This window comes from Streptomyces sp. col6 (assembly GCF_008042035.1).
Classification (GTDB): Bacteria; Actinomycetota; Actinomycetes; order Streptomycetales; family Streptomycetaceae; genus Streptomyces.
Genome location: NZ_RDBL01000009.1, coordinates 30,778 through 51,302, shown reverse-complemented (window position 1 = coordinate 51,302; position 20,525 = coordinate 30,778). Strand labels below are relative to the sequence as shown.

Sequence of the window (20,525 nt, the reverse complement as noted above, 5' to 3'; positions counted from 1 at the left end):
CCACACGTGAGGAGATGTGACGACTAGTCTGGGCAGAGCCGGACGAGGGCGAGGGGGACCCTGGTGAAGATCCTGCACATCGTCACGCTGCACACTCCGGACCATGCCTTCGGCGGTCCGACCCGGGTGGCCCTGAACCTCTCCAAGGTCCAGCGCGCCGGGGGCGACGACGCCAGGATCATGGCGCTCGGCGACGGCTTCGACGGCCCGCTGCCGCGCGAGGTGGAGGGCGTGCCCGTCCACCTCTTCCAGGCCCGCCACCTGCTGCCCATGTTCGAGGTCAGCGGGATCACCTCCGGCGCCCTGCTCAGGACCGCGCGCCGGATGATGCGCGGCGCCGACCTCGTCCACGTCCATCTGATGCGCGACCTGGTCACCCTGCCCGCCGCCCTGCTCGCCCTGGCCTCCGGCACGCCTCTGGTCGTGCAGACCCACGGCATGGTCGACCCGACCGAGAAACGGGTCGCCCAGCTGACCGACCTGCTGGGTGTACGCAGGGTGCTGCGCGGCGCCGACGCGGTGCTCCACCTCACCGAGGCCGAGCGCGTCGACGTCAACGCCGTCGCCGCCCCCGTGCCCCTCACCCGGACCGTGCGCCTGGTCAACGGCGTGCGGCCGCAGCCGTTCAAGCCCGCCCGTGAGCCCGGCCGCCCGCCGACCGTGCTGTTCCTCGCCCGCATCCAGGCGCGCAAGCGCCCGGAGGACTTCGTGGCCGCGATGCCCGCCGTCCTGGCCGAACACCCCGACGCCCGGTTCGTGCTCGCGGGACCCGACACCGGCGCGCTGCCCGGCACCCTCGAACTGGCCCGCGCCCTCGGCGTGACGGCCTCGCTCGACCACGTCGGGCCGCTCGGGCACGAGGAGGTGCTGGCGGCCGGGCGCGAGGCCGATGTGTACGTCCTGCCGTCGATCGAGGAACCCCTGGGCGTCTCGGTCCTCGAAGCGATGTCCGTCGGTACCCCGGCCGTCATCACCCGCACCTGCGGCCTCGGGCCCGATGTGGCACGCGCCGGGGCGGGCCGCGTCATCGACAGCCGGGTCGGCGAGGACGCGGCCAACGCGGACAAGGTCGCGCGGGCCGTCCTGGAACTGCTGGAGCCGGACGCCAACGCGCAGGCGGGGAAGGCCGCCTGGGAACTGGTGAACCAGCACTTCACCATCGAGGTCGTCACCCGCACCCTCCGGCAGACCTACGAGGACGTGGTCCGCCGGAGGAGTGACGGTCTCAAGCAGCCGGTTTCTCGCGCGACTTGAGGGCGATCTGCCACCGGTAGAAGCTCATCGCCAGGGCGAAGTCGAAACCGGCGCGCCCGTCGAGGAAGCCCCGCCGGTAGACGTACATGTAGAGGAACGACACCAGCGGTTTGAACGGCGCCTTGTGGAACAGCTGCCCCTGCCGCGACTTGGCCCGGCGCACCTGCTCCTTGACCTCCGGGTGGTGGTTCAGCCACGCCTCCCAGTCCGCGTACCGGTTGTGCCGCTCGAACCAGGCGGACACCGGGTCCAGGTCCTGGTGCTCGATGGGGTGGCGCAGTGCCGCCGTGCTCGGTGCGACCGGCTGGTAGTGCCCCTCCACCTCGCCGATACCCGGGGCGTCCAGGTCGCCCACCTCCGGGTAGTGGCAGCGGGTGCGGTCGGTCAGGGAACGTTTGCGGATGGTGTAGCCGTGCCGCAGCCGCTTCCCGGAGAACCAGTAACCGAGCGGGATGTCGTACGCCGCGGGCTTCGGCGCCTGCGGATCGGCGAAGATCTGTCGCAGCTCGCCCAGCAGCCCGGGGCTCAGCCGCTCGTCCCCGTCGAGCAGCAGAATCCAGTCCAGATCGGTGCGGACGTGGTCCAGGCACCACTGCTTCTTGCGCGGGTGCCCGCCGTCCCAGGTGTACGGGACGACCTCGGCGCCGTACTCCTCGGCGATCTTCGCCGTCTCGTCGGAGCTGTGCGAGTCGACGACGACGACCGCCTCGAAGTGGTCGATGACCGACCGGACGGCTTCCGCGATGTTGAGCCCTTCGTTCTTCGTGGGGATGGCCACGGCTATCGGCAGTTTCCTCATCCGTTGTCCCCTTCGGGCAGCCAGGCGTAGCAGCCTGTGGAGGTGAAGGCGACGGCCGCCTCCGGAATCGTGAGCGCGGTCCGCTTCCCGTCGCCGGAGGAGCCCGAGGCCAGAACCTTGCCGCCGGGCCCGGTCACCTCCCAGACGCAGTTCGGGGTGGGGGAGACGTCCCGGTAGTGACCGGGCCGCAGCGCCTTGCCCCGGTGCACACCGTCGGCGTACCCGTGCGAGGCGCGCTCCACCACGTCCTTGTGCCGGGTGCACAGATGGGCGACGGCGGGCCCGGCACCTGTGATCTCACCGGCCACCACGGCACCGACCGCCGTGTCCCGGTCGACCTTGACGAGATAGGTCAGCCGGTCGCAGGTCTCCTGCCCCGTCTGGAGCACCGCCGCCGGGTCCATGCCCACGGGCACCCGGTCGGTCAGATACTCCTTCTGCTTCTTGCTGAACGTGCCCGTGGCGGGCTTCAGCCGGTCGGCGGGGATCTTGGGCGGCTCGCTGCTTCGGGCGGCGTGCGGACCGGCGGGCGCGGAGCCCCGGGGGTCCGCCTCCGCCCCGGCCGCGGGCCCGGAAGGGACCGCGCTGCCGGCAGCCGCGGGGCCGGCCGCCTGCGGCCCGTCCCCGCCCTCCGGGGCCGAGCCGCAGGCGGCCAGCGCCGCCGTCGCGAGAACGACGGCGGCGCCGGCCAGGAAAGCGTTCCTCATCCGCTGTTCCTCAGCGCGTAGTGGGCACTGACCTGGGCGGCGGTCAGCGCGGTCGGGTACACGGCGGTCTCGTCGATCTGGCCGGCGAAGAAGTTGCTCGTCGGACGGTTCGGCCAGGACGCGAGGTTGTCCCCGCCCACCCGCCAGTAGCCGGTGTAGCTCTGGTTCTTGGTGTAGAGCGGGTTCACCGCGCGCAGTTGCCCGTCCACGTACAGGGCCATGCCCCCGGACCCCTGGGTGGCGACGACATGGTGCCAGGCACCGTCGTTGTACGCCCCGGTGGTGCTGACGGTCTGGCCGCCGTTGTTGGAGGTGCCGAACGTCAGACGGCCGTTGTTGAGCATGTACACATGCTTGTCGTACTTGCCGCTCAGCTCCATGGTGTTGCTGCCGAAGCCGATGATCTTCCCTCCCTTGGTCGTCGTCGTCCTGATCCAGGTCTCCACGGAGAACCTCGTGGTGTCGGACCGGCCCCGGTTGCTGTACGCGTACTGCGTGGAGCCGTTGAACCCGATGGCGGTCGAGGGCCCGGACACCGCCGCCGGGGTCTGCCGGTAGGAGGGTGTGTTGCGCAGGAAGCCGTTGTCGAGCCCCGCCCCCGTGTCGGCCGCGAAGGTGGACGTGCCCTCGTCGTAGCGCCAGTACAGGCTCGCCCCGTCGGAGAGCACCCTGGCGGGATAGCTCTCGGCCTTGTCCGCCACGGTGGCGCTCACGGCTGGCGACTTGGCGCTGGTGTTCGTGCCGTCGCTCGCGGTGATCCGGTACGTGTGCGTCTCACCGGGCTCGACGTCGGTGTCCGTCCACCGCAGCTGCGGACGGTCCCAGAACACGGAGTAGCCCGTCGTCGTGTGGACGGGGGTACTCGCCCCGTCCTTGTAGATCCGGTACGTGAGCGTCCCGTCGTCCGTGTCGAAGCTCGTCTGCCAGTTCACGTCCACCTTGCCGGGGGCGACCGTGGACACACTGACATTCGGCACCCAGGGCGCCCCGGTGTCGGGGCCGTCGGCGAACCGGGTGAGGCCCTGCTGCGCCTTGCTGTTGACCGTGGTGAACTCGCCGCCCACCCAGAGGTAGTGGCGGCCGCCCTTGTCGGTCTGCGCCATCACGCGCGGGCCGACCGGCTCCCCGATCCCGTCGTTGGTGTCCGGGAACCACGGCAGCAGCTTCGGGTCGTCCACCGACTGGGCCAGCAGATGCTTGCGCGGCTGGTCGGGGAACTCGCCCATGGAGGCGCAGTCGTGTGCGTGACTGCCGCTGTAGAGAACGCCGTTGTGCACGAGAACGGCCTGGGTGGCCCCCAGGCAGGTGTCGCGCCAGACCTGGTTGAGGGTGGTGAGATCAAGGGCGATCCGGCCGTCGAACACCCCGCCGCCGGTGCCCTCGTTGGCGGTGTAGAACTGCTTGGCGTCGCTGGTCAGGTCCTGCACCGTGGAGGTGTTCGGGATGAAACCCGGGTAGCTCCTGTCCAGCGCCCCGGTGGTCGTGTTCACCACCGCGAGCGCGTGCGAGGACGTGCCGTTCACTGTGAAGAAGTCACCGCCGAGCACCACGTGCCGCCCGTCGGGCGTGAGCTCCACCGCCCGGCCCACCTCGTCCGCGTTCGCCGTCCACGGCTTCAGCGTCGCGCCGGTGGTGACGGCCGCGAAGTAGTTGCGGGTCTGCCCGGCCACCGACTTGAAGTCGCCCCCGAGGTACACCGTGTCGTCGGTGACCGCGAGCGCCCGCACGGTGGCGGAGACGGCGACCTTGAAGTCCTGGCGCGGGGTGCAGGTGGCGGTGTCGATCGCCGCGATGTTGCTGACGCCCACGCCGTTCACCGCCCCGAACCGGCCGCCCGCGTACAGGGTTTCGCCGTCCGGGGAGAGAACGAGCGAGCGTACGGTCGCGGTGCCCGAGGAGAGCGTGAACGACAGGGAGCAGTCGGTGGGTGCCCCGGTCGCGGTGTCGAACGCGGCGAAGTTCACCGCGGGCTCCTCCGAGGTCCCGGACGCGGCACCGGGCGGCCGTACGGTGGAGAAGGTGCCGCCCGCGTACACCACACCGTCCGCCGACGCGGCCATCGACCACACGATGCCGTTGGTCTGCCAGGTGGACAGGTCGTCCGCGGTGATCGAGACGGGTGCGGTGAGCGCGGCGGCCGGGGGACCCGCCGACGCCGCGGCGCCCAGGGCGCCGGCGAGCAGGCAGAGCGCCGCGGCCGTGGCCCGCGTCCGGCCGCGCCGGCGCCCCGTGGTTGCTTTCATCATTCAGCTCCGAAGGTGAGAACGAGCTGCGGCCCGTGGGCCGCGGTTGCTGCCCCGCCCGGCTGCCGCCGAGGGCGGGTGAGGAGGCGCGGCCCGGGAGCCCCGCCCGTACCGGCGCGTTCTGCCCCACCGCGTCACCGGTGGGGGTGGGGGTGCGCGCCGGAGTCCGTTACCGGTCCACCCGCACGGCGGCCCCGGCGAGTTCGTCGGCGAGCCGGCGCACATCGGCGTCGACCATGATCCGGGCCAGCTCCCGTGCCCGTACGGCCGGTTTCCAGCCCAGCAGCTGCCCGGCCTTCGAGGCGTCCCCGATCAGCGCGTCGACCTCGCTGGGACGCTCGTACTTCGCGTCGTAGCGGACGTGCTCGCGCCAGTCGAGGCCCGCGTGCGTGAAGGCGTACTCCAGGAACTGCCGGACGCTGACCCCCTCACCGGTGGCCACCACGTAGTCGTCCGGGGTGTCGCACTGGAGCATCCGCCACATCGCGTCCACGTACTCGGGGGCGTAACCCCAGTCGCGCACCGCGTCCAGGTTGCCCAGGTGCAGCCGGGTCTGCAGCCCGGCCTTGATCCGGGCGACACCACGGGTGATCTTCCGGGTCACGAAGGTCTCCCCGCGCCGGGGCGACTCATGGTTGAACAGGATGCCGTTCACCGCGAACATCCCGTACGCCTCGCGGTAGTTGACCGTCGCCCAGTACGAGTAGACCTTGGCGACGCTGTACGGGCTGCGCGGGTGGAACGGGGTCATCTCGTTCTGCGGGGGCGGACTGGCCCCGAACATCTCGGACGAGGACGCCTGATAGATCCGGGTGTCGATGCCACTGGCCCGTACCGCTTCGAGCAGCCGGATCGTGCCGAGCCCGGTGACGTCCCCGGTGTACAGCGGCGCGTCGAAGGAGACCCGCACATGCGACTGGGCGCCCAGGTTGTACACCTCGTCGGGCCGGATGTCCCGCAGCAGGTTCACCAGCGCGACGCCGTCGGCCAGGTCGGCGTGGTGTAACACGAACGACCGGTTCTCCTGCTCCGGGCCCTGGTAGATGTGGTCGATCCGCTCGGTGTTGAAGCTCGACGAACGGCGGATCAGACCGTGGACCGTGTACCCCTTCTGGAGCAGGAGCTCGGACAGGTACGAACCGTCCTGTCCGGTCACCCCGGTGATGAGTGCGGTCTTCGCCACGTTTCCCCCTTCTGCGGTCGCCCGTAAGGCAGTTGGTCATGGAATCTCAAGGTATGAGTGATCCGCGATAAAACGTCACCGTTTCACCCGGCTACTGGCACAATCCGTCAGCATGACGACTGATCTCCCCGGCTCCTCCCGGGAACGTGTCCCGTCCCTGTTACGCCCCGGCGCCCGTGTGTTCGTGGCGGGCCACCGGGGCCTGGTGGGTTCGGCGGTGGCCCGCAGCCTCGCCGCCGACGGCCATGAAGTGATCACGCGCGGCCGTGACCGCCTCGATCTGCGGGACGCCGAGCGGACCGGCGCCTTTCTGCGGGACATACGCCCGGACGCCGTGGTGCTGGCCGCCGCCCGGGTCGGCGGGATCATGGCCAACAGCACGTATCCCGTGCAGTTCATCGAGGACAACCTGCGCATCCAGCTGAGCGTGATCGCCGGCGCGCACGCGGCCGGCACCGAGCGGCTGCTCTTCCTCGGCTCGTCCTGCATCTACCCGAAGCGGGCTCCGCAGCCGATCCCCGAGGAGGCCCTGCTCACCGGCCCCCTGGAGCCCACCAACGAGGCGTACGCACTGGCGAAGATCGCCGGCATCGTGCAGACGCAGTCCTACCGGCGCCAGTACGGCGCCTCCTACATCAGCGCCATGCCGACCAATCTCTACGGACCCGGTGACAGCTTCGACCTGGAGACCTCGCACGTCCTGCCCGCCCTGATCCGCCGTTTCCACGAGGCCCGCGCATCCGGCGCACCGGCCGTCACGCTCTGGGGGTCGGGAAACCCCCGGCGCGAGTTCCTGCACGTCGACGACCTCGCCGCCGCCTGTGTGCTCCTGCTGGAGCGCTACGACGACGACGCGCCCGTCAACGTCGGCTGCGGCGAGGACCTCACTGTCCGTGAACTCGCCCAGCTGGTGGCAGAGGTGACGTCGTACCAGGGAGAGATCGTCTGGGACACCGGCAAACCCGACGGCACTCCGCGCAAACTCCTGGACGTCTCCCGGCTGGCCTCCCTCGGCTTCGCACCGCGCATCCCCCTGCGGGAGGGCATCGCGGAGACGTACACCTGGTGGCTCCGGCAGCAGACCCCGTAACCCCGGCCGCCCGGCCGGGTGGCCCGCTCCCGTCCACGACGGGCGGACGACCCGGCCCTCTCCTCCGGCGCGCATCCGTCCCCCGCTCTCAGTAGGCCCCGCGGCCGTCGGTGACGGCCCGCAGCGTACGGGCCATGAGCCCCATGTCCGTGGCCACCGACCAGTTGTCGACGTACCAGAGGTCGAGCGAGACCGTCTCCTGCCAGGAGAGGTCGGACCGGCCGCTGACCTGCCACAGGCCCGTCAGTCCGGGTTTCACCGCGAGCCGCCGCAGCTCGCGCTCGTCGTAGCGGGACACCTCGTCCGGCAGCGGCGGGCGGGGGCCGACCAGGGACATGTCACCCAGCAGTACGTTGATGAGCTGGGGCAGTTCGTCCAGAGACGAGCGGCGCAGCAGACGGCCCAGCCGGGTGACCCGCGGGTCGCGGCGCATCTTGAACATCGGGCCGTCGTTCTCGTTCGCCGTGGCGAGCCGCGCCTTGCGCTGTTCCGCGTCCACCACCATCGTGCGGAACTTCCACATGACGAACGGGTGGTTGTGCCGGCCCTGGCGGATCTGCCGGTGAAAGACGGGCCCCTTGGAGGTGAGCCGGACGGCCGCCGCGATCAGCAGCAGCAGCGGGGACAGGGCGATCAGGCCGCAGGCCGCGCCCGCCCGGTCCACCGCCGCCTTCAGGGCCGGCTGGAGCCCCCGGCGCAGCGGCGGCACGATGTGCAGCAGGGTCAGCCCGGCCGCGGTCGAGGGGCGGATGCGGTCGGGCGCCGTCTCCGAGAGGTGCGAGAGCACGGACAGTTCGAGCCCGCCGTCGTGCAGCCCCCAGGACAGCCGCCGTAATCGCTCCTCGGCGAGCCCCGGGCCCGGGACCACCAGCGCCAGGTCCGCATCGTGGGCGAAGGCCGCCCCCAGCACCGTCGACGCGTCGTCGTCCGCCGGCGCCGGAGCCAGCCGCCCCGGCACCGCGACCTCGCAGGCCAGCGCCGCCGGCCCGACGGGCAGGGCCGCCACCACGCGATAGCCGTGGTCTTCCCGCGAGGTGAGCAGCCGCACCGCCCGGTCCACTCCCGAGGCCTCGCCGACCACCAGCACCCGGCGCGCCGTCCGGCGCCGCCCGGACCAGGACAGCCGGCGCGCCCACGAGGTGCCCGCCGCCGTCAGGAGGCCGGGGACCAGCGCCACCACGGCCGCCGCCGGGTCGATGGACGGGTCGACGACGGTCCACAGCACCGCCAGCGCACCGATGAGCAGTAACCAGTCCGCGGGCGTGGTCAGCGCCCCCGGCGGGCGGCCCGGCACATGTAACGCGTACCGCCCCCGCGCGGCCCGGACCCCGCACCACACCAGGGTGGCCGCGAGCGCCCCGGCCGGGGCCCCGGGCTGTCCGTCGGCGCGGAGCACCAGCCAGGCGGGTAACCCCAGGCCGGCGGATTCGACGCACACCACCAGGGACAGCAGGCCGGGGCCGCTGCCCGGTGCGCCGGCACCGCGCTCGCGCCGTACGGCCGGGACCTGCCGCGGGCGGCCGAGGTTCTGGCCGCGCGGAAGGCCGGACGAGGTCCGTGGTCGTGGCGCCCCCGCCAGTCCCACGGGCCTCGGTATATCGGATTCGGGTAGCTCGACATGCCCCATGAACCCCCCAGTCACAGTTGCATCGCCACAAACGGGGCGCATCCGCCGATCCTGTGGACTGACGGATGCGCCCTCGCTCGGTGCACGATATCCACACACATGGCATTTCGCTGGAGTTCCGGTGAAGTTCAGACAGTCTCGGTGATCCGGGACTCGTCCCGATCCGTACCGGATCTCAGGTTCTGTGCGCACCTGTTGGTATGTGTCACGTGCCTCAATCGGTTGGTGTGCGGATATGTACCTCGGTCCGCCAACTACCGTACGTGCTCGCGCGGTTGCGCGGGCGATATTCGGACTGCTCGCCTCCGGACCCGTCACCCCCTCTGGGAGAATGCGGTGCCGGGAGCACGCACCCGGCCACGAGTGGAAGAGGGACGTACGGTGACCCCCGCGGAGAAGAACTGGGCCGGCAACATCACCTTCGGCGCGAGGCGGTTGTGCGTACCGCGATCGGTCCGCGAACTGCGGGACATGGTGGCCGCCTCCGACGCGGTGCGCCCCCTGGGCACCCGGCACTCCTTCAACACGATCGCCGACACCACCGGCGACCACATCTCCCTCGCAGGTCTCCCACGCGTCGCGGACATCGACGTCGCGCGCCGGACCCTCACCCTTTCCGCGGGGCTCCGCTACGGCGAGTTCGCCGCGGAACTGCACGAGCGCGGATTCGCCCTGGCCAACCTGGGCTCGCTCCCGCACATCTCGGCAGCCGGTGCCGTCGCGACCGGCACCCACGGCTCGGGTGTGGGCAACCGCTCCCTGGCGGCTTCCGTACGCACACTCTCCCTGGTGACGGCCGACGGCGGGACGCGGACCCTGACGCGCACGGACGAGGACTTCGCCGGCGCGGTGGTGTCCCTGGGCGCGCTCGGTGTGGTGACCTCGCTGGAGCTGGACCTCGTGCGCGCCTTCGATGTGCGGCAGTGGGTGTACGAGGACCTGCCCGAGGCCACGCTGACCGCGCGGTTCGACGAGGTGATGTCCGCCGCCTACAGCGTCAGCGTCTTCACCGACTGGAGCCCCGGTCCCGTCGGCCAGGTGTGGCTGAAGCAGCGGGTGGGCGGTGAGGGTGCGGCCGGGATGCCCGCCGAGTGGCTGGGTGCCCGGCTCGCCGACGGCCCCCGGCACCCGATCCCCGGTGTGCCGGCCGTGAACTGCACGGAGCAGCGGGGTGTGCCCGGTCCCTGGTACCAGCGGCTGCCGCACTTCCGGATGGAGTTCACCCCGAGCAACGGCGACGAGCTCCAGTCGGAGTACTTCGTGGCCCGCGCGGACGCGGTGGCGGCGTACGAGGCCCTGGCCCGGCTGCGGGACCGGATCGCCCCGGTGCTCCAGATCTCCGAGATCCGCACCGTCGCCGCCGACGACCTGTGGCTGAGCCCCGCCCACGGCAGGGCCTCGGTGGCCTTCCACTTCACCTGGGTGCCGGACGCGGCGGCCGTCGCGCCGGTGGTCGCGGGGATCGAGGAGGCCCTGGCCCCGTTCGGCGCCCGCCCGCACTGGGGCAAGGTCTTCTCCACCGCTCCCGAGGTCCTGCGCACGCTGTACCCGCGCTACGCGGACTTCGAGGCGCTGATGCTCCGGTACGACCCGGAGGGCACCTTCCGCAACCCGTTCCTGGACCGCTGCTTCCGGCGCTGACCCGGTTCAGCGGCTGCCGCGCTCGTCCCGTGCCCGGAACGGCCAGGCGCCCGTCGACCTGCCCGGGGCCAGCTGGTCCACAACCTCGGCCAGCTCCTCGCAGGCGTGCTCGATGCGGTGCCGGATGTTCTGCTGCTCCGCGACGACGGCGGCCAGCAGCAGGGCGGTGAGGGCCACAGCCCCGTTCAGCACCGTGAGGTTGATCATCACCTCCACGATGGTGTGATCCGCGAACGGGCCGGCCCCGTCCGTTCCCGCCACGATCGCGAGGACGGACACCAGCATGGCGCAGGGCGCGCTGCCCGGGAGCTGGAAGCGCAGGGCGGCCCAGATGAGGATCGGGAAGACCAGGTAGAGCATCGACAGCGAGCTCCGGGTGGCCATCAGGGTGCCGGCGACCGCGACGACCGACAGCGCCCCGGCCTCCATCCAGCGGTCCGTGAGCCGGGGCAGCCGCACCCGTTCGAGCACCAGCAGCACAGGCGTGACCACCAGGACCCCCATGACGTCGCCGGCCCACCAGGACGCCCAGACGGACCCGAAGTCGCCGAGAGGCAGCTTGCCGTCCACCACGAGCATCCCGGTTCCCGCGGTCGCGCTGACCACCATGGCGGCCATCGCACCGAGGAACACCAGGACGACCCCATCGCGCAGCCGGTCCAGCTCCTTGTGGAAACCGGCCCGGCGCAGCAGCAGATACGCGCACACGGGGGCGACGGTGTTGCCCGCCGCGACGACGAGGGTGGAGGGGGTGACCGCACCGCCCAGCATGGCGACGGCGGCCAGCGAGCCGAGCGCGATCCCCGGCCAGGCCCGCAGTCCCAGGTACAGCAGGCACCCCAGGGCGATTCCGGTCGGCGGCCACAACGGTGTGACCACGGCCCCGTGGACGGTCACCTGCCGCAGCAGCCCCAGGCGGGCAGCCCCGTAGTAGGCGGCGGCGACGGCCACGACACGCAGGGCCGCCAGCAGGTACCGGCGGGTCCTCTCGCTGCGGATCACGGTTCTCATCAGACACCGGCCCGCCGCGCGCGGCGGTGTGACACGCCCCCGGGCGCCCGCCTCATCCTCCGCCGGGCACACCGGGCCCGTGACGCAGGACGAGCACCGCCGCGTCGTCCTCGTGCCCGGTGTGCTCGGCGGAGCCCAGGATCGCGTCGGCCAGCACGTCCGCGTCCTCGGCCGGCCGGGCGCGCACGAGCCGCATCACCGCGTCCAGCCCGTCGTCCAGGGAGTACGAGGGACCCTCCACCACGCCGTCCGTCAGCAGCACGAACACACCCTCGCCGGCAAGCCGGCGGGTGGTGACCGGGTAGTCCTCGCCGGACTGCACGCCGAGCGGCAGCCCGCCCTCGTCGTCCGTGACGCCCGCCCGGCCGTCGGCGGTGGCCCACACCCCGGCCACATGCCCGGCGCGCGCGCTCCGCAGTTCCCGGGTGGCGGGGTCGAAGTGGACGAAGGTACTGGTGGCGAGCAGCCCGGAGTCCTCGGCGAGCAGCAGGTCGTTGGTGCGGCTCATGACCTCGCCCGGACCGGCCGCAGCCAGCGCGAGGGCGCGCATCGCGATGCGGATCTGCCCCATGAAGGCTGCCGCCTCGACGTCGTGTCCCTGGACGTCCCCGATGGCGAACGCCAGGGAGCCGTCGGGGAGCGCGAACCCGTCGTACCAGTCGCCGCCGATGTCCAGGCCGCTGCGCGCGGGGGTGTACCGGGCGGCGCTCCGCAGACCGGGCAGCGAGGGCAGGTCGGCGGGCAGCATCTCCCGTTGCAACGCCTCGGCCAGCTCCACCCGCGCCTGGTGCAGTTCCACCTCACGGCGGGCCCGGGAGGTGAGGTCGTGGAGCGCGGTGAGCAGTTCGTCGGAGCTGGCCGACCGGGGAGGACGACGCCGGTTCATGGGCCGCTCCGCGGTGCAGGGGGTGGCGAGCCGCATCTCCGGCCCGGTCGGTCGGGGGGCCGCCGCGACACGGCTGCCCGGTCGTCGCTGTCCCCGCATCCTATTTCGGCGGGGGCTCGTACGCAGGCCGGGACGGCGGACGGGCGGCGGCGGCCGGTTGGGTGGATGCTGGAGGTGGACCCGTGCGGCGGCCCGCGCCCGCCGGCCGGCGCGGGCGGGAGGTATGCGATGAACCGCACGCTGGAATGGACCGTGCGCGTCGAACTGTCCGAGGACGACGGGACGACCATGGCCGAGGCGGTGCTGGACACCGGCACCGCGAAACTCACCGGCCAGGGAATCGCCCGGTGCAGCCCCCAGGATTCCGACGTCCCCACGATCGGCGACGAGGTCGCGGCGAGCCGTGCGATGCACGATGTCGCCGGACAGCTGATGAGCGTGGCCGACCGTGCCATCGGCCGGTCCGGCGCGGGCCGGACGGACGGCCGGGTGGAGCCGCCCTACGCCTGGTCCGACGCCACGGCCTGACAGGCCCGGCCGCGCCCGGGTGTGTCCTCTTCGGCGCGCGCTCCCGGCGGCCCGTAGCGTGGCCCCATGTGCTGGAGCGCGACCGCCGACCTCGTCGCAGGCGGCGCGGTGACGGCGATCGGCGTCGCCTGCGTCGCACGTGCGCGACGGGCCCGCGACCTGCCGCTCGCGGCGCTGCCCCTTCTCCTCGGCGCGCACCAGATCATCGAGTCAGCGGTCTGGCGGGCGGACGGCGGGAGCGGTCCCGCGACCCTCGCCTGGGCGGTGATGGCCCTGCCCCTGCTTCCCCTCTGGGTTCCCCTGGGGGTGCTGTGCGCGGCGCCGGAGCGCGCGCGGCGCCGCCTCGCGGTGCCCGTCGTCGTCGGGCTGGTGACCAGTGCCGTTCTCGCGTACTGCCTGGCGACCCGTCCGGTGACCGCGCACGTACGCGGCCACACCCTCGGCTATGCGGTGGACCTGCCGCATTCCCGGCTGCTGATCGCGGGCTACCTGGTGGCCACCATCGGCTCGCTGCTCCTGTCCGGCGACCGCCGCCTTGCCTGGCTCGGGGGACTTGTCGCGGGCGGGGCGGCGGTGTGCGCGGCCCTGTGGCGCTACGAGTTCATCTCCACGTGGTGTGCGTTCGCCGCCGTGTGCTCCGTCGTCCTGCTCGCCTGGTCCGGGCGGCCCGACGTGAGCGCCGGGCGAGAGCCGGGGCGGTAGTTGGGCGCACCTCGCCCGGAGTTCGTGGGAACGCCTGTGCGCCCGTTCCGGCGGTAACGGAACAGGCATTCAACAGCCCGTTCGGCCTGTTTGTTACGGACCCGCAGGCCCCACACGCCGGGTCCATGAACGGGCCACCGAACGGCATCGCCCGTACGACGGACCCCGTCAACCCGGCGCGTGCGGCTGGGTGCAGCGGACAGGGATTGACAGGTACCCGCAGGTTTCCCTACATGCCGCCTACAGTCGTGTGTGACGGAAATGTCTGTACTTCGTAACAGGCCCCGATGCGTTCACCACGCCGTCGCCGACGGGGCCAAGGTGTGGCTCCCGGCATGACGCCGGGAACGAACAACCGCCCGGACCCGACCGGTCCGGGCCTGCACCTGAGGGGTTTTCATGTCCCGTACCGCACGGCGGATCACCGCCGCCGTCCTCGCTTCCGGCGCACTGGTCGCCGCCGCCGCCCTCCCGGCGGTCGCCGACGGCCACGACCACGGCCGGGGCCACCACGCCCCGCGTCCGACCGTCGTCCTGGGCAAGATCCAGTACGACAGCCCCGGTCGCGACAACGGCTCGAACCGGAGCCTGAACGGTGAATGGGTCACCGTCACCAACACCGGCCGGCACGCGGTGAACCTGCGCGGCTGGACGCTCAGTGACGCGAGCCACCGCACCTACGAGTTCGACCTGCGTCTGCCCGGCCGCTCCTCGGTGCGCGTCCACACCGGCGTCGGCCGCGACACCCGCCACGACGTCTACCAGGACCGGCACAACTACGTCTGGGACAACAGCGACACGGCCACCCTGCGCGACGCGCGCGGCCACCAGGTCGACTCCAAGTCCTGGGGCCGCCACCACCACGGTCCCCGACGCTGACCCGCCGGCGGCGGCCCGCTGAACCCGGGCCGCCGCCGTGTCCTCTCCCCGCGGCGCATCCCGGCCCACCAGGCCGGGGTGCGCCGCACCCGTATGACCGGCACATGCGGCGCCGGCCGTCAGGTGTCCTCCTCCGGGATCTCCTGCTCCGTCCACAGGGCCTTGCCGCCGGTGCTGTACCGGGTGCCCCAGTGGTTGGCCAGCTGCGAGACGATGAACAGACCGCGCCCGCCCTCGTCGACCGTACGCGCGTGGCGCAGGTGCGGGGCCACCGGACTGGTGTCGTGGACCTCGCAGGTGAGGGTGCGGTCCAGCATCACCCGCAACTGCACGGGCGGTGTCCCGTACCGGACGGCGTTGGTGATCAACTCGCTGACGATCAGTTCGGTCGCCTCGATGGTGTCCTCGTCGAGGTTCCAGCCCTCCAGCCGGTCCCGGACCAGGGTGCGGGCCATCGCGGGCGTCGTCCGGTCGTGCGCCAGCTCCCACGTCGCCACCCGGTCCGGCGGCACCACACCGGTCCGGGCGAGCAGCAGCGCGGCCCCGTCCGGATCGGCCTCGGCCGGCAGGTTGTACACGATGGCGTCGCACAGCTCCCGCAGCGGGCGCTCCGGAAAGGCCAGGGCCTCGCGCACCCGCTCCACCGACCGCTCCTCCGGCAGCAGGGACCCGGTCAGGAACGCCAGCACACTGCCCTCGTCGAGCCGCACGGAGCCGGTCGCGAAGGGCGCACTGTCCTCCGAGAAGAGGGCGGGCCCCTCCGGCACGTCCAGCTCCAGCGGTCGGCCGTCCGGCCCGACGGCGACCGGTGCGGGATGCCCGGCGCGTGCCACCGTGCACACCTGGGTGAACGGGTCGTAGACCGCGTACAGGCAGGTCGCGGTCAGCGGCTGGCGGTGCAGCGCGTCGCCTGGCGGCAGCGACCGGCGCTCGTCCGTCAGCCGGTCGGCCGTGTCGTTGAGCCGGGCCAGCACCTCGTCGGGCTCCAGGTCGAGTCCCGCCAGGGCGTGGATGACGGTGCGCAGCTGCCCCATCGTGATCGCGGTCTGCAGTCCGTGACCGGCCACATTGCCGATGATCAGCGCGGTCCGGGCGCCGGACAGCCCGATGGTGTCGAACCAGCAGCCGCTGTTGCGGCCCGGCAGCAGGACGTGTGCGGACTCGATCGCGATCCGCTCGCCGTCGTGCTGGGGGAGGAGCCGGCGCTGCACGGTCGTGGCGATCACGTGCTCCCGGGCGTAGCGCAGCGCGTTCTCGATGCTCAGCGCCGTATGGGCGGCGGCGGTCAGCGCGAGGGTGAGGTCGCGCTCGTTGAACGCATCGCGCCGCTGCCGGTACAGGCTCACCAGGCCGAGGACGGAGCCGTGCAGCTTCAGCGGGGCCACGATCAGGGAGTGGGCCCCGGTCGCCTCGATCATCCGCCGCGTCGCCGGATCCGCGTCCAGCCACGGCGTGTCCGGGCCCAGCGCGACGAGCCGGGGCCGCAGATCGGTGACGGCCAGCGCGAACGGGGTCGCCTCGGGCAGCCGGCGCAGCTCACCGACCAGGCTGTCCGGCGCCGTCACCGTGCCCCGCACCGCCGCCCGGCGCAACGGGACGTCCCGGTCCAGCGGGCTCAGCGGCGGATCGGCGCCGCGCAGGACCTCGTCCACCACCTCGACCACGGCCAGGTCGGCGAACTCGGGGACCAGTGCCGACACAAGCCCCTCGCAGGTCGCCGCCACATCGAGGGAGTGGCCCGCCCCTCTGCGTACCGCTGTCAGGACGTCCGCCCTCACGTGCGCCTTGTCCCGTTCGCTGACGTCGACGACTGCCGCCAGCACACCGAGCGGACGGCCTTCGTCGGAGTCCAGGCGGTGCAGGGTGACGTTGAGGCTGCGGGCGGGCCCGGTGGACAGGGCGAGGCGTCCGCGGACCGGCCTGTTGACCAGGGGAGCGCCCGTCTCCAGGACCTGGCGCAGCAGCTGCCGCGCCCCCTCGGGATCGTCGAGCCGGTAGGCCTCGGTGAAGTGCAGGCCGACGATCCGCTCGGGGTCCACCGCCTCGGTGAGGGCGTTGACCCGGACCACCCGCAGATCCGTGTCCAGGACGTGCAGGCCGACCGCGGACTGGCTGAAGAGGGTGTCCAGCAGCGCGTGTGCCATGGCGTCGTCCGTGTCCCCGCCCGGGTCCGCGGTACCGGTGTCCGACACGTCGCACCCCCAACGGGCTCCGCCACCCCTGTCGATCGGCAGCTCTCCGGACAGCCTGCGCGCCCCCGGTCCGCGCCCGCCACCGAGCGGCGCCGAACGGGTGAGCACCGGGGAACCGCGCGGGGCGGCAACCTTTCCGCGCGCGGCGGCCACTGAGGAGTACCCGCCCACCACCACTCCGGAAGGCACGTACCGTGGCTCTCGCGCATCCCCGCACATCCCGCAGACGCCGTACCACCCGGACCCGCACCCTGCTCGGCGCCGTCACCGCCGGAATCCTCGCCGCCGCCGGACTGGTCGTCAGCGGCCAGACCTCGCACGCCGCGACCGCGCGCCAGGCCGAGGCGCTGGACCGGGGCGTCGTCAGTGTCCACACCGACGCCGGCAACCTCGTCAGCTGGCGCTGGCTCGCCACCGACGCCGGCTCCGTCGCCTTCAACGTCTACCGCGCCGGTACGAAGGTGAACGCCTCGCCGGTCACCGGCTCGACCAACTACTTCCACGCCGGCGCCCCCGACTCCGCCGACTACACCGTGCGCGCGGTGGTCGGCGGCGTCGAGCAGGGCGACTCCGTGCACGCGATCCAGTTCCGCGCCGGCTACAAGGACGTACCCATCAGCCCGCCTCCTGGCGGCACGACCCCGGACGGCGTCGCCTACACCTACGAGGCCAACGACGCCTCCGTCGGCGACCTCGACGGGGACGGCGCACTCGACTTCGTACTGAAGTGGCAGCCCACCAACGCCAAGGACAATTCCCAGTCCGGCTACACGGGCAACACCGTCGTCGACGGCATCAAGCTCGACGGCACCCGGCTGTGGCGGATCGACCTGGGCCGCAACATCCGCTCCGGCGCGCACTACACCCAGTTCCAGGTGTACGACTACGACGGCGACGGCCGGGCCGAGGTGGCGATGAAGACCGCCGACGGCAGCGTCGACGGCCGGGGCACCGTGATCGGCAGTGCCTCGGCCGACCACCGCAACTCCTCCGGCTACGTCCTGTCCGGCCCGGAGTACCTCACCATGTTCAACGGCCTGACGGGCGCCGCCATGGGCACCGTCGACTACGTCCCCGCGCGCGGCACCGTCTCCTCCTGGGGCGACAGTTACGGCAACCGCGTCGACCGCTTCCTCGCCGGCACCGCCTATCTCGACGGCACCCGGCCCTCACTGATCATGGCCCGCGGCTACTACACGCGTACGGTGATCGCCGCCTGGGACTGGCGCGGCGGGGCCTTCACCCGGCGCTGGACGTTCGACACCAACAGCTCGACCAACAGCGGCCGGGGTTACGACGGACAGGGCAACCACCAGCTGTCGGTGGCCGACGTCGACGGCGACGGCAGGGACGAGATCGTCTACGGGGCCATGGCCGTCGACGACAACGGCAGCTCCCTGTGGACCACGAAGAACGGCCACGGCGACGCCATGCACGTCGGCGACCTGGACCCGTCGCGGCCGGGCCTGGAGGAGTTCAAGGTCGACGAGGACGGCTCGAAGCCCTCGTCCTGGATGGCGGACGCGAAGACCGGCCAGATCATCTGGTCCACGCCCGCCGGAGGCGACAACGGGCGCGGCGTCAGCGACGACATCTGGGCGGGCAGCGCGGGCGCCGAGTCCTGGTCGTCCGCGGCCTCCGGAATACGCGACCCGCACGGCACGGTGGTCGCGAGCCGCAAGCCCTCCAGCACCAACTTCCTTGCCTGGTGGGACGGTGACACCACCCGGGAGCTGCTGGACGGCACCCACATCGACAAGTACGGCACCTCCGGCGACACCCGGCTGCTGACGGGAGCCTCGGTCCACTCCAACAACAGCACCAAGGCCACCCCGGTCATCTCCGGCGACCTGTTCGGCGACTGGCGCGAGGAGGTGGTCTGGGCGACGACGAACAACACCGCGCTGCGGATCTACTCCACGCCGTACGAGACCGGTACCAGGATCACCACACTGCTCCACGACACCACCTACCGCACCGCGCTGGCCTGGCAGAACACCGCCTACAACCAGCCGCCGCACCCCGGCTTCTTCATCGGCAGCGGTATGGCGACCGCCCCGAGGCCCACGGTGTTCACCCCCTGAGCGCGACCCGGCCCTCCCCGCAGCCGTGCGGGGAGGGCCGGGCACACACCGGGTCAGGCCTTCAGCGCCTGAGAGACCACGGCCTTGGCCTCCTCCTGGACCTGGGCCAGGTGCTCGGCGCCCCGGAACGACTCCGCGTAGACCTTGTACACGTCCTCGGTGCCGGAGGGGCGGGCCGCGAACCAGGCGTTCTCCGTGGTCACCTTGATGCCGCCGATCGCGGCGCCGTTGCCCGGCGCCGAGGTCAGCACGGCGGTCACCGGCTCGCCCGCGAGGGTGTCCGCACCGACCTGCCCGGGGGAGAGGCGCGCCAGCACCGCCTTCTGCTCACGGTCCGCCGGCGCGTCGATCCGCGCGTACGCGGGCTCACCGAACCGGGAGGTCAGCGCGGCGTAATGCTGGGACGGGGACTCGCCGGTGACCGCCTGGATCTCGGAGGCCAGCAGGGCGAGCAGGATGCCGTCCTTGTCGGTCGTCCACACCGAGCCGTCCCGGCGCAGGAACGACGCCCCGGCCGACTCCTCGCCGCCGAAGCCCAGCGAGCCGTCGGCCAGCCCGTCCACGAACCACTTGAAGCCGACCGGCACCTCGACGAGCCGGCGGCCGAGGCCGGCGGCGACCCGGTCGATCATGCCGGAGGACACCAGGGTCTTGCCGACGCCCGCCCCGGACGGCCAGTTCTCCCGGTGGGCGTACAGGTAGTTGATGGCCACGGCGAGGTAGTGGTTCGGGTTCATCAGCCCGGCGTCCGGGGTGACGATGCCGTGCCGGTCGGCGTCGGCGTCGTTGCCGGTGGCGATCTGGTAGCGGTCGCGCTGAGCGATCAGCGAGGCCATCGCGTGCGGCGACGAGCAGTCCATCCGGATCTTCCCGTCCCAGTCCAGCGTCATGAACCGCCAGGTGGGATCGGTCAGCGGGTTGACCACGGTCAGGTCGAGGCGGTGCTGCTCCGCGATCCGCCCCCAGTACGCGACCGAAGCCCCGCCCAGCGGGTCGGCGCCGATCCGTACGCCGGCCTCGCGCACCGCGTCCAGGTCCAGGACGGAGGGCAGGTCCGACACATAGGTGCCGAGGAAGTCGTACCTGCCGGTCGTCGGGGCGGCGAGCGCCCGGGTGTACGGCACCCGGCGGACGTCCTTGAGTCCGCCGGTGATGATCTCGTTGGCCCGGTCCTGGATCCAGCCGGTCGCCTCCGACCCGGCCGGACCGCCGCTCGGCGGGTTGTACTTGAAACCGCCGTCCCCCGGCGGGTTGTGCGACGGGGTGACCACCACCCCGTCCGCGAGACCGGAGGTGCGGCCCTTGTTGTACGTGAGGATGGCGTGCGAGACCGCGGGCGTCGGGGTGTACCCGTCCTCGGTGTCGATCAGGACCCGCACGTCGTTGGCGGCGAACACCTCGAGGGCCGTGACCCGGGCCGGCTCCGAGAGGGCGTGGGTGTCCGCCCCCAGGAACAGCGGCCCGTCCGTGCCCTGCTGGGCCCGGTACTCGCAGATGGCCTGGCTCGTCGCCGCGATGTGGTCCTCGTTGAACGCGGTGGCGGTCGACGAACCGCGGTGCCCGGAGGTACCGAACGCCACCCGCTGGCCGGGCTCGGCCGGATCGGGATGCAGCGTGTAGTACGCCGTCACCAGCCGTGCCACATCGGTCAGGTCCTCGGGGCGCGCCTGCTGTCCGGCTCGTGCGTGCGGCATCTGCC

At 72.2% G+C, this 20,525-nt stretch carries 16 protein-coding genes; 7 read left to right on the top strand and 9 right to left on the bottom strand.

Annotation, left to right across the window (positions count from 1 at the left end):
- Positions 1 to 63: 63 nt before the first annotated feature.
- Positions 64 to 1,254 carry a glycosyltransferase gene (locus EAO73_RS13070; RefSeq protein WP_147971712.1) on the top strand — a complete coding sequence of 397 codons (1,191 nt, stop codon included), beginning with the start codon at positions 64 to 66 and terminating at the stop codon, positions 1,252 to 1,254.
- Here EAO73_RS13070 and EAO73_RS13065 read toward each other — a convergent pair.
- The 4 genes from EAO73_RS13065 to gmd all read right to left on the bottom strand — a co-directional run bounded on the left by EAO73_RS13065 (position 1,226) and on the right by gmd (position 6,186).
- A complete protein-coding gene (locus tag EAO73_RS13065) occupies positions 1,226 to 2,053 on the bottom strand; it encodes a glycosyltransferase family 2 protein (RefSeq protein WP_147971711.1) in 828 nt (275 codons plus the stop codon). The two genes, EAO73_RS13070 and EAO73_RS13065, sit on opposite strands and share 29 nt — an antisense overlap.
- Positions 2,050 to 2,760, bottom strand: coding sequence for a hypothetical protein (locus tag EAO73_RS13060; RefSeq protein ID WP_147971710.1), 711 nt, complete (start codon positions 2,758 to 2,760; stop codon positions 2,050 to 2,052). Before EAO73_RS13060 ends, EAO73_RS13065 begins: the two co-directional genes overlap by 4 nt.
- Positions 2,757 to 5,003 carry a LamG-like jellyroll fold domain-containing protein gene (locus EAO73_RS13055; protein ID WP_147971997.1) on the bottom strand — a complete coding sequence of 749 codons (2,247 nt, stop codon included), beginning with the start codon at positions 5,001 to 5,003 and terminating at the stop codon, positions 2,757 to 2,759. The genes EAO73_RS13060 and EAO73_RS13055 overlap by 4 nt, the downstream gene beginning before the upstream one ends.
- Before the next feature lie 169 nt (positions 5,004 to 5,172).
- On the bottom strand, positions 5,173 to 6,186 hold the full coding sequence (gene gmd / locus EAO73_RS13050; protein WP_147971709.1) for a GDP-mannose 4,6-dehydratase: 1,014 nt from the start codon (positions 6,184 to 6,186) through the stop codon (positions 5,173 to 5,175).
- 112 nt (positions 6,187 to 6,298) lie between these two features.
- Between gmd and EAO73_RS13045 the strand changes: the two genes are divergently transcribed.
- Positions 6,299 to 7,276 (top strand): GDP-L-fucose synthase family protein, encoded by a 978-nt coding sequence (locus tag EAO73_RS13045; protein ID WP_147971708.1) that lies wholly within the window; start codon positions 6,299 to 6,301, stop codon positions 7,274 to 7,276.
- A gap of 88 nt (positions 7,277 to 7,364) precedes the next feature.
- On the opposite strand, the gene EAO73_RS13040 is transcribed toward EAO73_RS13045, so the two are convergent.
- Positions 7,365 to 8,861 (bottom strand): sugar transferase, encoded by a 1,497-nt coding sequence (locus EAO73_RS13040; RefSeq protein ID WP_147971707.1) that lies wholly within the window; start codon positions 8,859 to 8,861, stop codon positions 7,365 to 7,367.
- 423 nt (positions 8,862 to 9,284) lie between these two features.
- On the opposite strand from EAO73_RS13040, the gene EAO73_RS13035 reads away from it, so the two are divergent.
- Entirely contained in the window at positions 9,285 to 10,544 is a 1,260-nt protein-coding gene (locus tag EAO73_RS13035; protein WP_147971706.1) for a D-arabinono-1,4-lactone oxidase, read from the top strand.
- A gap of 6 nt (positions 10,545 to 10,550) precedes the next feature.
- On the opposite strand, the gene EAO73_RS13030 is transcribed toward EAO73_RS13035, so the two are convergent.
- Together EAO73_RS13030 and EAO73_RS13025 are read right to left on the bottom strand one after the other, a co-directional pair.
- Positions 10,551 to 11,546: an MASE1 domain-containing protein gene (locus EAO73_RS13030; protein WP_147971705.1), complete on the bottom strand. Its 996-nt coding sequence runs from the start codon at positions 11,544 to 11,546 to the stop codon at positions 10,551 to 10,553.
- 61 nt (positions 11,547 to 11,607) lie between these two features.
- Positions 11,608 to 12,441, bottom strand: a complete 834-nt coding sequence (locus EAO73_RS13025; protein WP_147971704.1) for a PP2C family protein-serine/threonine phosphatase — start codon at positions 12,439 to 12,441, stop codon at positions 11,608 to 11,610.
- 228 nt (positions 12,442 to 12,669) lie between these two features.
- Between EAO73_RS13025 and EAO73_RS13020 the strand changes: the two genes are divergently transcribed.
- From EAO73_RS13020 to EAO73_RS13010, 3 genes are all read left to right on the top strand, one after another.
- Positions 12,670 to 12,969, top strand: coding sequence for a dsRBD fold-containing protein (locus EAO73_RS13020; protein ID WP_147971703.1), 300 nt, complete (start codon positions 12,670 to 12,672; stop codon positions 12,967 to 12,969).
- A gap of 66 nt (positions 12,970 to 13,035) precedes the next feature.
- Positions 13,036 to 13,671 (top strand): DUF6629 family protein, encoded by a 636-nt coding sequence (locus EAO73_RS13015; protein WP_147971702.1) that lies wholly within the window; start codon positions 13,036 to 13,038, stop codon positions 13,669 to 13,671.
- Between the two features lie 399 nt (positions 13,672 to 14,070).
- Entirely contained in the window at positions 14,071 to 14,550 is a 480-nt protein-coding gene (locus EAO73_RS13010) for a lamin tail domain-containing protein (RefSeq protein WP_147971701.1), read from the top strand.
- Between the two features lie 119 nt (positions 14,551 to 14,669).
- Here the strand turns inward: EAO73_RS13010 and EAO73_RS13005 are convergent, their stop codons facing one another.
- Complete coding sequence (locus tag EAO73_RS13005) at positions 14,670 to 16,742, bottom strand: SpoIIE family protein phosphatase (protein WP_147971700.1); 2,073 nt, start codon at positions 16,740 to 16,742, stop codon at positions 14,670 to 14,672.
- Between the two features lie 194 nt (positions 16,743 to 16,936).
- Here EAO73_RS13005 and EAO73_RS13000 point away from each other — a divergent pair, with 194 nt between their 5' ends.
- Positions 16,937 to 18,826 carry a rhamnogalacturonan lyase gene (locus tag EAO73_RS13000; RefSeq protein ID WP_147971699.1) on the top strand — a complete coding sequence of 630 codons (1,890 nt, stop codon included), beginning with the start codon at positions 16,937 to 16,939 and terminating at the stop codon, positions 18,824 to 18,826.
- Between the two features lie 53 nt (positions 18,827 to 18,879).
- On the opposite strand, the gene pgm is transcribed toward EAO73_RS13000, so the two are convergent.
- Positions 18,880 to 20,520 (bottom strand): phosphoglucomutase (alpha-D-glucose-1,6-bisphosphate-dependent), encoded by a 1,641-nt coding sequence (pgm, locus tag EAO73_RS12995; protein ID WP_147971698.1) that lies wholly within the window; start codon positions 20,518 to 20,520, stop codon positions 18,880 to 18,882.
- Positions 20,521 to 20,525 lie beyond the last annotated feature (5 nt).